Annotated in this window: 13 protein-coding genes and 1 tRNA gene; 8 read left to right on the top strand and 6 right to left on the bottom strand. The window is 51.7% G+C overall.

Features of this window, described 5'->3' with window-relative positions; translation table 11 throughout:
- The first annotated feature begins 95 nt into the window (after positions 1–95).
- On the top strand, positions 96–1,565 hold the full coding sequence (locus BUA28_RS00735; RefSeq protein WP_072766239.1) for a M17 family metallopeptidase: 1,470 nt from the start codon (positions 96–98) through the stop codon (positions 1,563–1,565).
- 42 nt (positions 1,566–1,607) lie between these two features.
- Here BUA28_RS00735 and BUA28_RS15725 read toward each other — a convergent pair whose 3' ends face one another.
- Complete coding sequence (locus tag BUA28_RS15725) at positions 1,608–1,799, bottom strand: hypothetical protein (protein WP_178297826.1); 192 nt, start codon at positions 1,797–1,799, stop codon at positions 1,608–1,610.
- Between the two features lie 237 nt (positions 1,800–2,036).
- On the opposite strand from BUA28_RS15725, the gene aroC reads away from it, so the two are divergent.
- Entirely contained in the window at positions 2,037–3,209 is a 1,173-nt protein-coding gene (gene aroC / locus BUA28_RS00725; protein WP_072766237.1) for a chorismate synthase, read from the top strand.
- A 193-nt stretch (positions 3,210–3,402) separates the two neighbouring features.
- Here the strand turns inward: aroC and BUA28_RS00720 are convergent, their stop codons facing one another.
- The 5 genes from BUA28_RS00720 to BUA28_RS00695 all read right to left on the bottom strand — a co-directional run bounded on the left by BUA28_RS00720 (position 3,403) and on the right by BUA28_RS00695 (position 10,301).
- The gene (locus BUA28_RS00720) at positions 3,403–6,294 is read right to left on the bottom strand and encodes a bifunctional diguanylate cyclase/phosphodiesterase (protein WP_072766236.1); all 2,892 of its coding nucleotides are present in this window, start codon (positions 6,292–6,294) and stop codon (positions 3,403–3,405) included.
- A 28-nt stretch (positions 6,295–6,322) separates the two neighbouring features.
- Entirely contained in the window at positions 6,323–7,549 is a 1,227-nt protein-coding gene (locus tag BUA28_RS00715) for a porin family protein (protein ID WP_083569817.1), read from the bottom strand.
- Positions 7,530–7,979: a substrate-binding domain-containing protein gene (locus BUA28_RS00710; protein WP_256598185.1), complete on the bottom strand. Its 450-nt coding sequence runs from the start codon at positions 7,977–7,979 to the stop codon at positions 7,530–7,532. The genes BUA28_RS00715 and BUA28_RS00710 overlap by 20 nt, the downstream gene beginning before the upstream one ends.
- A gap of 164 nt (positions 7,980–8,143) precedes the next feature.
- The gene (locus tag BUA28_RS00705) at positions 8,144–8,917 is read right to left on the bottom strand and encodes a PEP-CTERM/exosortase system-associated acyltransferase (RefSeq protein ID WP_072766234.1); all 774 of its coding nucleotides are present in this window, start codon (positions 8,915–8,917) and stop codon (positions 8,144–8,146) included.
- Between the two features lie 1,297 nt (positions 8,918–10,214).
- Positions 10,215–10,301, bottom strand: a tRNA-Leu gene (locus BUA28_RS00695).
- Between the two features lie 80 nt (positions 10,302–10,381).
- Between BUA28_RS00695 and rnr the strand changes: the two genes are divergently transcribed.
- From rnr to rplI, 6 genes are all read left to right on the top strand, one after another.
- The gene (rnr, locus tag BUA28_RS00690) at positions 10,382–12,577 is read left to right on the top strand and encodes a ribonuclease R (protein ID WP_072766232.1); all 2,196 of its coding nucleotides are present in this window, start codon (positions 10,382–10,384) and stop codon (positions 12,575–12,577) included.
- A 97-nt stretch (positions 12,578–12,674) separates the two neighbouring features.
- On the top strand, positions 12,675–13,460 hold the full coding sequence (rlmB, locus tag BUA28_RS00685) for a 23S rRNA (guanosine(2251)-2'-O)-methyltransferase RlmB (RefSeq protein WP_072766231.1): 786 nt from the start codon (positions 12,675–12,677) through the stop codon (positions 13,458–13,460).
- 140 nt (positions 13,461–13,600) lie between these two features.
- Positions 13,601–13,978, top strand: a complete 378-nt coding sequence (gene rpsF, locus BUA28_RS00680) for a 30S ribosomal protein S6 (RefSeq protein WP_072766230.1) — start codon at positions 13,601–13,603, stop codon at positions 13,976–13,978.
- Positions 13,979–13,990: 12 nt separating this feature from the next.
- Complete coding sequence (gene priB / locus BUA28_RS00675; protein WP_072766229.1) at positions 13,991–14,287, top strand: primosomal replication protein N; 297 nt, start codon at positions 13,991–13,993, stop codon at positions 14,285–14,287.
- Between the two features lie 35 nt (positions 14,288–14,322).
- Positions 14,323–14,607, top strand: a complete 285-nt coding sequence (gene rpsR / locus BUA28_RS00670) for a 30S ribosomal protein S18 (protein WP_025041625.1) — start codon at positions 14,323–14,325, stop codon at positions 14,605–14,607.
- Between the two features lie 11 nt (positions 14,608–14,618).
- Positions 14,619–15,074 (top strand): 50S ribosomal protein L9, encoded by a 456-nt coding sequence (gene rplI, locus BUA28_RS00665; RefSeq protein WP_072766228.1) that lies wholly within the window; start codon positions 14,619–14,621, stop codon positions 15,072–15,074.
- Positions 15,075–15,133 lie beyond the last annotated feature (59 nt).

The raw sequence follows: 15,133 nt of genomic DNA, 5'->3' as shown, positions 1-15,133 counted from the left end.
GATAGGAGAAAGTACGGGTCAAGGTAGCCTGCATAGAGAATTCAAGAGTATTCCCTGTATTATAATAGCATTTATAACTTATTTGAGGACGGCCAATGCTTGCATCACTGATACAAAACGCTTCATCCATAAGCCCGTCCACCAAGGCAACGCATATTCTGGTCGTGCTGCCGCAGTTCGCCCCATCGGATAAGCTTCAGAATAAGTCTGATTTTTTGGGTAGGAACGTACTGGAAACCTTATTATCGCGTCGTAAAATGCAGCTAGGGGAAATCGCGGGTACTCCAGTCGCGGCCAATCTCGAAGGTGGTTCATTATGCGTTTGGGTGGCGCTGGATTTGAGCAAATCTGTATTCGAGCAGCAAACATCAATACGCAAAGCCGTGCAATTGTTGCTGGAGGAAACCCCTGCGGAAATAAATATGGCGGTATATGGCGATGATGGCCAAAGGCGCACTTTCGCGCAGCTCGCAATATATGCGGCCTGGATAAACGGCCCGGTTCTGCCCTCCCGAAAAACGGACAAAAAAAACACGCGGAGGCGGCCGCTCGCCAGAATTGTCGTGCACGGCTATAAGGAGCCGGACAATTTTGCGCTATTAGCCGCCAAAGCGGAAGGTAATCTGCTGACGCGTGAACTTACGATACTGCCGCCCAACGAATTAACGCCGGAGTTCTATCGCAAGCATGTCAAGAAGCTCGCTGCCACCGAAGGCTGGAAGTATCAGGAATTCGATGTCAAGGCGCTGCGTAAAATGGGTGCCGGAGCATTCGTTGCCGTAGCCCAGGGTAGCGATCCTGAAGATGCTGCCATCGTGCATTTGCAACGGCGCGTGAAGAAGGTGAACAAGACCGTGGCGCTGGTGGGAAAAGGTATCTGCTTTGATACCGGCGGCCATAATCTGAAGCCGGCCCGCCACATGCACGGCATGCATGAGGACATGAACGGTTCGGCAGTTGCGTTGGGGATTTTATTGGCTGCAACTCGCGCCAATCTGTTGGTGAATATCGATTGCTGGCTCGCCATTGCTCAAAATCACATCAGCCCGCATGCCTACAAACAGAACGACGTCATAACGACCTTGAATAGCACCACTGTCGAGATTATCCATACCGACGCAGAAGGACGGTTGGTGCTGGCAGACACGCTGACTTTGGCGGCAAGGCAGAAGCCCGATGTGATGATTGATTTTGCGACATTGACGGGAAGCATGCACGTCGCACTCGGATCGCATTATAGTGGCGTTTTCAGTAATCGGGAGGATCTGGTACAGAAAGCATTAACCGCCGGAAAAGCGACGGGCGAGCGAATCTGGGCATTTCCGATGGATGCCGACTATGATGCGGAACTGGAAAGCAAAATTGCCGATATCAAGCAGTGCTCGTTGGAGGGCGAGGCCGATCATATTCTCGCCGCCCGCTTCCTCAACCGGTTCGTGGACGATGTACCCTGGCTGCACATGGATCTGTCTGCCAGCAATAATAAAGGCGGATTAGGGGCCGTGGGAAGCGACGTCACCGGCTTTGGCGTGGCCTGGGGGGTCGAGATGCTTGGGAATCCCTGAGCGACTTCTCTTGTAAACTCCTTGAGTCCGTTATAAGGTAGATCAATACATCGCTGGCTGAATCTGATGGCTGTTCAAACCTGCGGCACTGTCTTGCACCAGGTGCCCCGCTTCAATACGCAGGTGAGCTTCGGCCGATCTGTCCAGCGGCAAAACATCCGGCGCATTCATCAGCACAGCCCTCATGTTTTTTCTCTTTTCCCACTCCAGGCGTAGCGGATAAATCGTTGCCACCGGGTAGGCGTTGGCGCGAATTTATTCTGCGCGATTTCCCGTTGATCACGAGCTGTGCTCAGCTTTACTTGTGTATGAATCTGGGTCAAGGTCAAACCACCAGGACCTGTCATCTTGTCGGGATTAGGTTTGTCCATAATCAGATTATGAGGTTGGAAATATCAGATTATGAGGTAGGAAATGGCGAAATATGGGGGATATGTTAAACTCGGAGCATTGATTTAGCGAGGAAATAAAATGTCCGGCAATACCCTCGGCAAGCTTTTTTGCGTTACTTCTTTTGGCGAATCGCACGGTCCTGCGATAGGTTGCGTGGTCGATGGCTGCCCGCCAGGGATGGAGTTATCCGCCGAGTATATCCAGCAGGATCTGGATCGGCGCAAGCCTGGCACCTCGCGCCATGTAACCCAGCGGAGGGAATCGGACACAGTGGAAATTCTTTCTGGGGTGTTTGAAGGCAAGACCACGGGTACCCCTATTGCGCTGCTGATCCGAAACGAGGACCAGCGCAGCAAGGATTACAGCAAAATCATGGATACCTTTCGGCCCGGCCATGCGGACTATGTTTATTGGCAAAAATACGGGATACGCGACTACCGCGGTGGTGGACGCGCCTCTGCCCGCGAAACCGCAGTAAGGGTTGCGGCAGGGGCGATTGCAAGGAAATGGCTATACACGAGATATGGCACAGTAATACGCGGATTCATGGCGCAGTTGGGACCTGTAGAGATTCCGTTCAAACGATGGGATGAGGTTGGGCAAAATCCATTTTTTGCCGCTGATCCTGATCTGGTGCCCAGCCTGGAAGAGTTCATGGATAAGCTGCGCAAATCGGGCGACTCTGTCGGTGCGAAGATCTGTGTCGTGGCGGAAGGCGTGCCGGTAGGTTGGGGAGAGCCGGTATATGATCGCCTGGATGCGGAAATCGCTTACGCCATGATGAGCATCAATGCGGTAAAAGGTGTCGAAATCGGCGCCGGGTTTGCCGCCGTAACCCAGAGGGGGACCGAACACTCTGACGAGATTACTCCCGGGGGATTTTTGAGCAACAATTCGGGTGGTATAGTGGGCGGGATTTCTACCGGCCAGGAAATCGTTGTGAATATTGCTGTCAAGCCGACCTCCAGCATCCGCCTGGGGCGACGCTCGGTGGACAAGGCTGGGAATCCGGCCTTGGTGGAAACCCACGGCAGGCATGACCCCTGTGTAGGCATTCGCGCCACGCCCATCGCTGAGGCAATGCTGGCCCTGGTATTGATGGATCACGCCTTGCGCCATCGTGCGCAAAATGCGGATGTAGCGTGTGAAACGCCAAAAATTCCCGGTAAAACTGGCCTTGAAGGAGCCAGTTTAGCCAATGCCGAGCTAAAACCGGAATTCACGGAAAACCCCGACCCTGAAGAAGCCTGAGATGGGTTATGCGGGCGTCAGCCGCATCTTTATCGCGCCCCACGCTCCAGTAAGCGATAATCCTATCTATCAGATCCACAGCGCTCGTAATGCTCTGGCATGTGCACGGAACCGGCCACTGCTTGATCCTTTGCCATTGCTCCCAGCCTTGTGTTCTCTCAAAGTGAGCCGAACAGGACCACTGTAGGCTCGCCTACAAGAAATCTTTGAACGGCGAATCATGCGCCGGGATCGGCGCTCCTATAAAAAAGCCTTGCGCATAATCTATTTGCATTTTCTCCAGAAGAGAGAAAGTCGCAGCGTTCTCCACGAACTCGGCCGTTGTTTTCTTCCCAAATCCCCGTGCCACGTCGCATAGCGCTTTTACCAGTATCTGGTCATCCGGGCTATCCGCCAGATTTCGTATAAACGAACCATCGATTTTCACAACATCAATGGGAAGCTGTCGTATGTAATAGAACGAAGAGAAGCCGACGCCGAAATCATCCAGCGTAAAGCTGCAACCAAGCTTTCTAATCGTTTCCATGAGCTCTCGCGCCGCGGACAAATCTTCCAGCGCTGCCGTCTCGGTTATTTCAAACATGAAGTTTGAAGGATCCGCATCATATTGAGTAAAAGCTTCCTTCAGGATCGATAGCAATTCGGGATCATGAAATGCATGTGCTGAAAGGTTTATCGAAAAACGGACACGGAACCCGTTGTGTTGAATTTCCGCCGCTTGAGCAATGGATTTCCGTAACACCATATGATCGATGGCATGGATAAGGCCGGTTTGCTCTGCTGCCGGTATAAAATATTGAGGAGCAAGCACGGTTCCGTTATCGTCGAGCATGCGTAGGAGCACTTCGTAATGGTCAACGGTTTTGTCCGCGATATGCATGATGGGCTGGAAATAGAACAAGAACCGTTCATTCAAAAGCGCATACTCGATCTTTTCTTTCCAATATACCAGAGTGTGCATGCGCTCCCGGGTCTTTTCCTCGTTTGAAAACAGATGCCAACCCCCCCGTCCCGCTTCTTTGGCTTGATACATGGCGAGATCGGCCGCCGCCAAAAGGTCGTGCACGTTGTTTCCATGCTCGGGGAAAACTGCAATACCAACGCTGGCTGAAGCCTTATGGCTTCGGCCGTTTATGGTAATTTTCCCGTGGTTCAGGCAAGTGAGGGTGTTTTTTGCGACTTCTATCGCCCCCTCCGCAGTAGTTTGAGGCAAGATCACTGCAAACTCGTCACCGCCCAGGCGCCCGAGTATGTCTACGCTGCGTACGCTGCCATGCAGCATGTGTGCGATCATTTTCAGCAAAGCATCGCCCGCCTGGTGTCCGCTGGTATCGTTTATATACTTGAACTGATCCAGGTCAAAAAATAGCAGCGCACCCGAATGTCCATAACGGGCAGCCAGATTCAGCATTTGCTCCAGTTCTTCCTGAAAGCGGCGCCGGTTATACAAGTTGGTGAGGGGATCATGATCGGCCAGCCATGCCAGTCGGCTTTCTGTGCGTTTATGTTCGGTCATATCAAGCCCTACCGAGAGCATTGCGGGGTCATTCTCGCTATGTCGCGTCAGGCGAGAATGCAACCAGAGGATATGCCTCGTCGATTTATCCCTGCATAGGACGTTGGCTTCATGACGCAATTGGTCTCTGTGTTCAGAGCGTACCTCCTCAAGGTAGGCGGGAAGATCGCGCATATCTCCATCAGGCGTGAGAAGATTGACGAACGGTGTTCCCTGCAGTTCCTTTTCTGTATATTGGATAAGCGTTTCGCCGTAAGCATTGAGTGTGAGAATTTCACCACTGGCGTTTTGCGTCATTACGATGACTTGCGCGATGTCGAGCAGATTTGTGATGAAATCACGCTCTTTGCTTAATTCATTCATTTTTCTCGCCAAAATCTGAGTCCGATCGGCGACTTGGTCTTCAAGTTTCTCCAGTTGATAGGATAGGGCCACGGCTGTTTCGTCAAGCATGCCAATTTCATCTTTCAACCATAGTTTCTGCCCATCGGTATGAAGCTCCGCCCGGAAATTCTTGAAGCTGCTCCGCGCAAGAAGCGGCAATGTGAAGGCGATATGCTTGAGCCGCGACAATGGCCTGCTAAGAATGAAAAATAATAACAGCTCGGAAAGCATAAGCCCCACCGCCCCGATGATTATGCTCTGCCGTGTCGAACTTTGGATGGTACGCATGGTGGAGGTGATATCGGTGATGACTATAAACTGTGCCTTATCGTGCTCATCTATTTTGCTCACGGAAAGCGATTTGACCTGCAGATATTGGTTATCCCAGGAAATCTGAATACCATTTTCCAGGTGGCTAAAGTCGGGATACTGCTCTGCGACTTTAATGAGAATTGCCGTATTCATTTCTTTGCTATGTGCGGCGATTCGGACATTCCAGTGGGGAATTATCATCTCGGTGCTCTTCCTGTCACTGTCGTGCTCACTGGTAAGCAAGCTGATATCAGCGCCGGAAATATCCTTGAATCCCAAGACGGCGTCGATCAGAGGCGCGCCGATGATGACAACGCCAACACTCTTGCCCTCTACCAGCAGAGGGACCGCCATGAACTGAGTGCATTCTTTCTGGCAGTTCAGAGAACTGATAGGCTGTTCTCGCACATTCACTTCACGAATCCAGTTCAGCATTACGCCTTCATGAGTGTCGGATTCCGGAATACCCCAGCTTGCCAATAACTGATTGGAGTTATCATAAAAACGTATCAGTTCGATACCCTTATTAAGCTGCAATGATGCCCAATATGGATCGAATGTTTCGGAGATATTTTTTCCATTGGCCGCCAGCAGGTCTGGTCCCATTCCTTCCAGGAAAGGAAGCAATTCAGCAAGCTGATGCAGATCTTTCGAGATCTGATCTATCAAACCTTCAACTTCACTGGCATAACGCTTGTGCTGCGCGCGCCTTTGAGACTCAAAATCGCTCATCAGGCTCAAATAAGTGATTCCAGTGAACGAAACTACGATAAAGACTAATATCAAGCTGCTCAGCAGCAGAACTTTCCATTTCAGGCTCAGAAATCCAGGCGGCGCGGAGCGTGCCGTGCCGTCGGGCTGAGCCTTGTTCATGTGGAAATTATGCTCCATCAAGCTATCGCTAGAACCTATAGGAACCGAGGATTGAGAAGAGATTCCAGTTCTGGGACAGATCGCCAGGCACAGGATTGTCAAGGGTGGAGAGCCAGCCCGTACCGTTGACCCGATGATATTCGGCGCGCAGCATGAACTCGGGCGTGACATTCCAGCGCAGGCCAACTGTTATATCCTTGGCGAAGCGGTTATGTGCAGGACGTCCGGAAGCCGCAGCCCATTTGCTTCCACTACGATCGTTTCTGTCGGTATAAAGCACGTCGTATCGAACCACGGCCTCCCATTCAGGAGTAAAACGATACGCACCTTGGAAGTAATAGCTTTCCCCGTAGAAATCCAATGCGAGTGGCGCTACACCGAAGTTCTTGTATTCGAAATGGCGTAGAGCATATTCGGAAGTGAGGCTCCAACGCTCGGCATTATATTGAGCCGAGAAAACGAGCGGCGTAAAGCGGATAGAACCGGCTTGAATTGGATCACTTACTGTCGGGCTATATCCTATATTGAGTTGCGATCCACTGAATGCTAAGCGAAATCTACCTTCGTCGAGCTCATAAACGACACGGCCGATATAAGACATTTCCGACACGAATCTGCCGGATCTATCCGAACCCAACAAGGCTACCTCTGCTTCCGCACCTCTGACCAATGGGCGTGCCACCCCTAGCTGAAATGAAATGTTTCCGATATCAGAGCGTTGTTCGCCATATAGATGTGCGCCATCTGCGGCTAATGCCAGCTTCCGCGTGCGGTCGAAATAAATGGATTGTGGCAGCAGTATGCTTGGCCGCGTGAAGGGTACGTCGCGGGTATCGTTATAGAAGCCGATTGGGTTTTTCATCCTGCCCAGGCGTATTCCCAGTTGATTGCTCTCGCCGGAGAACATCGTGTAATCGAGAAAACCGTAATCCAGCCGGATATTGCCGGGGCTGCCTTTGCCCGCCCAGCGCGACAGCATCTGTGCCGAAAACTGCAGCTTGGGTAGTGGCCTCATCGAAGCGTTTAATCCCAACTCCCTGAAGTCAAAGCTGCCGTCATCAGAAGCGCTTTTTCCGAAAACGTTGTTGTTGCCGGAGCTCTTCAACCAGCTCTGGCTTGCAAAGCCATGTATTTGCAGATTTTGCGGCAACTTTTCAGCTTGCACAGCATAGCCCCACAGCATGCACGGCACGACAGCGAGCCTGATAGCCATCAGGAAACGGTTGTGAGAGTGGCTATTTGATATGGAGTACATTGACACTACCGTCCATCCTGGACTTAGTTAAATAACCAATTGCTCCAGGCGTGCTGGCGACCTTGGCAAGCATTTCCTGAGGAGAACTTACTGTATTGGGGGCTTGACCGGTTCCCGAAAACACCAATCGATCCCAGGCGGCGCGAAGCTGGTAGGGAAAGACATTCAGTGCCTCTTTAGCAAAAGTGGCGTGTAGAGGCGTGTCGTCTGGCATTACGAATATCCGTATGGCCGTGCCGTCCGGCCACTCATGGAGGCGCATTCCAAAGATGGCGCGTAGGGTGCTCCTGGTAATCGTTTTCTCGCTAACTCCGGGGTGAGTCACGATCTCATAGTGATCCGTTGCCCGAGCAATGCTTATAGTGCACAGCATGCTGAGCAGCAGATATAAAAGCAGGATAAGGCGACCGGTATTTTTTTTAATTGTCACGGTTTAAATTATTAATCTGTCATTCATGCCATCGTGCACCTCAGCCGGGCTGAAACCCCGCCGTTGAGATAGCTGGCAGAATGAAAGAGTGGGCGCAATTGAGAACGCACCTGGTTGTGATAGAAGTGATTGACTTCTAAGTGAGTGATCTCTACATCTCTACTCTAAAGTCTCGCTATTGATATCTCCAGCGATGATATTTCGCAGGTATGCTTTAGAGGCCCTAGCCGGACGCTGCCGTGATTCGTAATCAATTCCCATACCTCGCTATTGTTTACATAAATGGTTTCCAGCATTTTGATCAAGTCAATGATGTAGGGTCGACGTGGGCCGTGATAGTCCGCTAATGGTCCGATGGCATCAAACTGCAGTCCATAGGGAGCTAACAATCTGTTCAATGAAGGATCCATTACCGAAAGACAGTGTGTGATATTGTGTTGAGCGGACATTTGTATGATGCCAACAACAAGCGCCAGGATGGGATGAGGAAAGCGCCGCTTATTCCCTTCAACAAGCTCTCTTTGAGGTTTTTTTTCGCTGTCACCTCTGCGTTGGCGAAGCCGTCGCACGATAAGCAGGCGCGATATTTCGGCTGTATTACGTCGCGGTAACGCATCGACATCAATAAGTGCCGGATCAAATCGGGTATGCTGCTCGATGGGAAATGGTTTTTCCGCATTCACCGGATCGGGCAATATCAGACGTGCTGTTCCTACATAATCACCAGAGGAACGGTGCTGTAGAAGAATATGAGATGAATGGTCATCATAGCTGTCGCGTTCGTACCCTTCCGGATAACAGGACACGTCAAATCCGGGTAGGCGCTGTTCGATACATAAAACCTGATAGCGCAGGCGAAATACATCACGTAGCAATTCCGGAGAATCGGCGTGAATAATTTCAAAATATTCGTTGAAAGCGGCCACGATTTCGTTCATTTGGAAAAGCCCAAAAGTAACATCACTCGCAATCCATTACTTATGAGATTTCTTCGCTGGTCAACTGACTGGAGAAGCCTAGTCAGCCCGGTTGAGCCCCGTTTGCTCATCTTTCCGGCTGCCGATTTCATGATGAAGAAGCTTTTGCCAAGGGTTGGAAAGCAATGGCCGGAGTGTGCTTCCTGCGCAAATCGGCCCGCTTCGGGGGCGTCGCTTATCGATGAGTGTGGGGGAAACAAGCCATGCATATGCATATCGCTCATAAAGGATGGAAAAATTTTTGCCATGTGCGATAGACACTGATTTCGAGTGAGTCGCTACATAGTTAACGACGAAAATCTGCTTCACTTTATTCCAACGTGAATTGAAAGGAATAAGATTGCCCTTTTCCGTTTTCTCTCGCAGGGTTTCCTACGGCAAAAATTAGGCCTGTTTTGCAATCGTCATAAGAAAGACGCAGGATCTGGTTTTTAGTGGCATTGCGGCTGTCCTTTGACGATGGGAAATAGTGGACGGAATATTCAGGGCAAGGAACTCGGGGAATAGTGCTTTGCGGCGCGCGCCGGCAAAATCGGGTTGGTCATCACCAATTGCAATTTCGCGCTAAGTCCGGCTATGAATATTCCGACATGCTCCATTCGCCGGCTTTAGAGATTGAAGTCCGGTTAAAGCCCTGGATGGCATAGATTTTCTTCTGTTAAAGAACCATGATTCGGCCATCTATTGAATGGCAGGTAAGTACGCTATGAGACAATGGATTGGCGTTCATGGATAGCTGTAAGATTTTACAGCTAGAAATTACTTGATCCGGCACAGTTCGGCTGATAGAAGCCTGATCAACCCGCTTATCATAAGAAATACAGGGCCGATACAGGATACATACAAGAGAGCTATTTCAAGACTGATGCATTTCTGTCACACTGCTGGTGTTTGCGAGTGGCGATTCACTGCTTGCAATGATTTCGTCAGACGACACAGTTCCGGCAAGTTCAGCGCTTGTTCGAGAAGTGGCGATACTCGCTGCTATAATCAAGACCTCGGCATCAGCCGTTTATTTAGCGCTTCTGTTTTTGAGTCAGAAGTAGCGTGCTTTCGAATGTCTTCTTTGTCTATTTCGACGTACCGCCCTTTGCCCTGTTTTTTGATATACGCAGTAATGAAATTCCTGCCGGAAAAATGACGGAGCAGGCAGCAAATGGAGTGGATTGAGTACCGCAATAGTTGAATCAAGTGATAGGCGTAACATGGCTGATAGCCAATGAATACGCCGGAGAGCGGGGTCTTGAAGAATATAACCTGGTGCCCAGAAGAGGACTCGAACCTCCACAGTGTTGCCACCGCTAGGACCTGAACCTAGTGCGTCTACCAATTCCGCCATCTGGGCAATGCTCGCCTCCTGTCCGGAGTAGGACTTACGATACAGGGTGCGGGGCAGAGGTCGCAATTTTATAGGAAACCATTGCTTTGTCAATTAAGAAGAAACGCAAACTCCGCGATCTTGATCCTCATCTCGAGCGCGAGAAGCTTCAATATGGTCATCCGCTGCCGAGCCGCGAATTCATGCTCCAGATTCTGGAAGAGCATGGCGTTCCCGTGAATGAGAAAGCATTGCAGAGCCTGCTGGAAATTACGGATGAAGAAAACGAAATTTTCAGTCGCCGTGTTTCCGCGATGTTACGCGAGGGTCAGATTATGCGTAACCGGAAGGACGATATCTGCGTGGTGGACAAGCTCGATCTTATCAAGGGGAGGATCCAGGGGCATGCGGATGGTTTCGGCTTCCTGGTACCCGACGATCGTAGTCCGGATCTGTTTTTGAGCGCCAAGGAAATGCACAAGGCGCTGCATGGCGATCGTGTGATGGTGCGCGAAATTGGGGTGGATAGGCGTGGACGCAGGGAAGGCACTATTGTGGAGGTGCTGGAGCGTGCCGTCACTCAACTGGTTGGCCGCTTGCACGCCGATCACGGCATTTTGTTCGTGGAGGCGGAGAACAGGCGTATCAGCCAGGATATTCTGATCCCGCCGGAAGAATCCATGAACGCCAGGGCGGGCCAGGTGGTGATGGTCGAAATCATCCAGCAGCCCAGCAAGAACGCGCAGCCCATCGGCCGCATCGTCGAGATTCTGGGTGAGTATACCGCCCCCGGCATGGAGATCGAAATTGCTCTCCGGAAACACGATTTGCCCCATCAGTTTCCACCGGAAGTGGAAGAGCGTTCAGTCAGATTCCCCGATAGCGTGCTGGAAGCGGATCTGGCCGATAGGGAGGATATTCGTCATTTACCGCTGGTGACGATAGATGGGGAAAACGCACGCGATTTTGACGACGCGGTGTATTGCGAGCGCGACGGGAAAAGTTACAAGCTATATGTAGCCATTGCGGATGTCAGCCACTACGTTTGCCCCACGGATGCGCTCGATCGCGAGGCTTTGAATCGAGGCAACTCGGTTTATTTCCCGCGCCGCGTTATTCCGATGTTGCCGGAAGTGCTTTCAAACGGTCTATGTTCGCTTAACCCGCAGGTGGAGCGTTTGTGCATGGTATGCGAGATGAGCATTGATGCAGCGGGCGATTTTCAGGAGTATCGTTTTTATCCCGCGGTCATGTTTTCCCAGGCACGGTTGACCTACACCAAAGTGGCAGCGATGCTGGAAGATCCCAAGGGTGAGGATGCCCAGCAATACAAGAGCCTTCTTCCGCACATTCAGTTGCTCTACAAACTATTCAAGGTGTTGTTCAAGGCGCGAGGCAAACGGGGCGCAATCGATTTTGAAACGATTGAAACCCAGATGATTTTCAACGATCAGGGAAAAATCGAGTGCATTCTTCCCGTGAAGCGCAACGATGCCCATCGGTTGATCGAAGAATGTATGCTGGCGGCGAACGTGTGTGCCTCGGATTTCTTGCAGAAACATAAACAACCCACGCTCTATCGTATCCACGAAGGCCCTACCCCGGAAAAACTGCTTGCCCTGCGGGATTTCCTCAAGGAATTCGGCGTACAGCTAAGCGGTGGGGACGAGCCGAGCGCTAAGAATTACGCCAAGACATTGAGCAAGATCAAGGATAGGCCGGATGCGCAGCTCTTGCAGACGGTGATGTTGCGCTCCTTGCGCCAGGCGGTTTACAGCCCCGACAACGTTGGCCATTTCGGGCTTGCATATGAGTCATATACGCATTTCACTTCGCCTATCCGGCGTTATCCCGATCTACTGGTGCACCGTGCGATCAAGGCAGTATTGAATGGCGGGACGTATTCTCCCGGCGATTGGCATGAACTGGGTGTGCATTGCTCACAGACAGAGCGTCGTGCGGACGATGCCAGCCGCGATGTGGAGTTGTGGCTTAAATGCTATTACATGCAGGACAGAATAGGGGAGCGCTTTGAAGGCGTGATCAGCAGCGTAACCGGTTTTGGCCTTTTCGTGGCGCTGGATGGTATTTATGTGGAAGGGCTTGTTCATATTTCCGAATTGCCCAGCGACTATTTTCATTTCGACGCCGGCAAGCACATGTTGCTGGGTGAGCGCAGCGGCAAGCGTTACCGCCTCGGCGACCGGCTTAGCGTCAAGCTGGTGCGGGTCGATCTGGAGTCCAGCAAGATCGACTTTGTTCTGGCTGGAGCCAGTTCGCGCGATACGGGAGATCAGAGTTAACTCGGCGTTAACCCGGAGCGCAGGATGGATTGGGCTCCGATCAGCCGGAGTCGCTACATTCCTGACCCGTCCACTTACTCAATTGACCTATTTATAGATGTCCCATATACGCCTTATATTCGGCTTCCACGCTATTACCAGCCGGCTGCGGCAAAATCCTGCCAGCATCAAGGAAATTTTTCTCGATGCCGAGCGCCGGGACCAGCGCGCGCGTGACTTGGCAAAGCTTGCCGAAACCCAGGAGGTCCGGTTGATCTCATGCGATAACACCAGGCTTGGGGCGATGGCCGGTGGTGCGCGCCATCAGGGCGTGGCGGCGAATATAGACGCCTCTCGCAGTTATGTGGATATAGACGATGTGCTGGATACGCTGACTGAACCTGCGTTGCTTCTGGTGCTGGACGGCATACAGGACCCGCATAATCTGGGCGCCTGCCTACGGGTGGCGGATGCCTTTGGCGTTCATGCCGTGATCGCGCCGAAAGACCGTGCCGTCGGGCTCACCGCCACGGTGCACAAAGTAGCGAGTGGTGCAGCCGATGCCGTGCCGTATGTTTCCGTGACTAATCTGGCCCGGACGTTGCGGGAACTGAAACAGCGCGGTATATCGATAATCGGAGCAACGGCCGATTCGGATATCGATCTCAACTCCGTGAAGCTGGATGGACCCGTTGCCTGGGTTCTTGGCGCGGAAGGAAAAGGTATGCGCCGGCTGACCCGCGAGGTCTGTGATCGCCTTGTTGCCATCCCCATGCTGGGCAGCGTAGAAAGCCTGAACGTTTCTGTCAGCGCCGGCATATGCCTCTTCGAGAATCGCCGGCAGCGCGCTGCGCAGGAAGCCGCCGGGCAGCCCGCTACAAAAGCCACTGCCGCGCCCGCGTGAGACTATCCGAGTTTCATTGATGCCTGTTTAAATGCCTTTGCCAATTGATATTTCTTTCCCGGTTCAGTATAGTACCCGGCTTTTCAACCCTTGCCTCACCGTGTTCGCATCGCGGGAGGCTCTACCCATGAGGAGACTGCATGCGACATTACGAGATCGTTTTTATTGTCCATCCTGACCAGAGCGAGCAGGTTCCCGCAATGATCGAGCGTTACCGCGGAATCGTTACTGCCAGAAATGGCCAGGTTCACCGCCTGGAAGATTGGGGGCGCCGCCAGCTCACCTACCTGATCCAGAAGGTTCACAAGGCGCATTACGTGCTGATGAACATTGAATGTGATCAGGAAACACTGGACGAACTGGATCATTCATTTAAATTCAACGATGCTATATTGCGGCATCTCACCACTAAAATGGGCGGCCCGGTAACGACTGCTTCGCCGATGATGCGCGAAGAAAAACCAAGGTCAGCCGCGCCAGCAGCAGAGGAGCTTAAAGAAACCACACTCGCGACGTAGGCTCGGCAATAATTGAACTGCAACCAGACTGTAATTTGCGGAAAAATTATCGAGATCGGCAGTTTGCGTTACACACCAGCAGGGGTGGCGGTGACGGAATTCAAGATTAGCCACGTCTCCCGACAGATCGAAGCCGATAGGCCACGCCAGGTGGAGTGCGAAATTTCGGCAGTGGCGCTAGCACAGATGGCTGAAGCGATTGCGGGCATAGCGCCCGGTACGCTAGTGAAACTCGCGGGTTTTCTGGCAAAAAAAAGCCGGATGAGCTTGCAACTGGTGCTGCATGTGAACAAAATTGACCTTATTTAAATTATTCAGGCCCTCATTTCAAGACAGGAAAAATCATGGCTCGCTTTATCTCAAGACGTAAAGATGGCAAAGACAAAGACAAGGACAAAAAAGCCAACCGCCCATTGTTCAAGCGCAGGAAATTCTGCCGTTTTACTGCAGAAGGTATTAAAACCGTGGATTACAAGGATGTCGAGTTATTGAAAGATTTCATCAATGAAAACGGCAGGATCATTCCGGCCCGCATTACCGGTACCAAGTCGCGTTATCAGCGCCAGCTAAGTATTGCTATTGAGCGCGCGCGCTTTCTCGCGTTGCTTCCCTACACCGATTTGCACTGAGGAGCGACGATATGCAGATCATACTGATGGAAAAAATTCTCAATCTCGGCCAGTTGGGTGACGTTGTCAAGGTAAAAAACGGGTATGCGCGAAATTTCCTTATCCCGCAAGGCAAAGCAAAGCGGGCGACGCAGGCGGCCATTGCCGAGTTCGAGGTGAAGCGCGCGGAGCTGGAAAAAACCCATGCGGACGTCCTGGCTGCTGCTCAGGCACGTGCAGAAAAACTGGACGGACTAATGGTGCAGATTAGCCAGAAGGCCGGCGTTGACGGCAAACTGTTCGGTTCAGTAACCAATGCTGATATCGAGTCGGCGTTAAAAGCCCAGGGCTTCGAGATTGAACGGGCAATGATACGCATGCCGCAAGGTTCATTAAAGCAGGTGGGAGATCATCCTGTCACTATTGCATTGCATAGTGAGGTGCTGGCAAATATTATTGTCTCCGTTTTGGGCGAGACTGCTTCCTGAAAGCACTTCCATCCGCGCCAGGGGTATTCCTGCAGGGTACTTCTGAATACCCGTCAATA

This window comes from Nitrosospira sp. Nsp11, assembly GCF_900142705.1.
GTDB lineage: Bacteria > Pseudomonadota > Gammaproteobacteria > Burkholderiales > Nitrosomonadaceae > Nitrosospira.
This window is presented reverse-complemented; position numbering and strand designations above follow the sequence as displayed.

What these genes read in the sequence shown, in the direction of transcription:
- BUA28_RS00735 (WP_072766239.1), top strand. Translation starts at nt 96, where the DNA reads ATGCTTGCATCACTGATACAAAACGCTTCATCCATAAGCCCGTCCACC.
- aroC (WP_072766237.1), top strand. Translation starts at nt 2,037, where the DNA reads ATGTCCGGCAATACCCTCGGCAAGCTTTTTTGCGTTACTTCTTTTGGC.
- BUA28_RS00720 (WP_072766236.1), bottom strand. Translation starts at nt 6,294, where the DNA reads ATGAACAAGGCTCAGCCCGACGGCACGGCACGCTCCGCGCCGCCTGGA.
- BUA28_RS00715 (WP_083569817.1), bottom strand. Translation starts at nt 7,549, where the DNA reads ATGTACTCCATATCAAATAGCCACTCTCACAACCGTTTCCTGATGGCT.
- BUA28_RS00705 (WP_072766234.1), bottom strand. Translation starts at nt 8,917, where the DNA reads ATGAACGAAATCGTGGCCGCTTTCAACGAATATTTTGAAATTATTCAC.
- rlmB (WP_072766231.1), top strand. Translation starts at nt 12,675, where the DNA reads ATGTCCCATATACGCCTTATATTCGGCTTCCACGCTATTACCAGCCGG.
- rpsF (WP_072766230.1), top strand. Translation starts at nt 13,601, where the DNA reads ATGCGACATTACGAGATCGTTTTTATTGTCCATCCTGACCAGAGCGAG.
- rpsR (WP_025041625.1), top strand. Translation starts at nt 14,323, where the DNA reads ATGGCTCGCTTTATCTCAAGACGTAAAGATGGCAAAGACAAAGACAAG.
- rplI (WP_072766228.1), top strand. Translation starts at nt 14,619, where the DNA reads ATGCAGATCATACTGATGGAAAAAATTCTCAATCTCGGCCAGTTGGGT.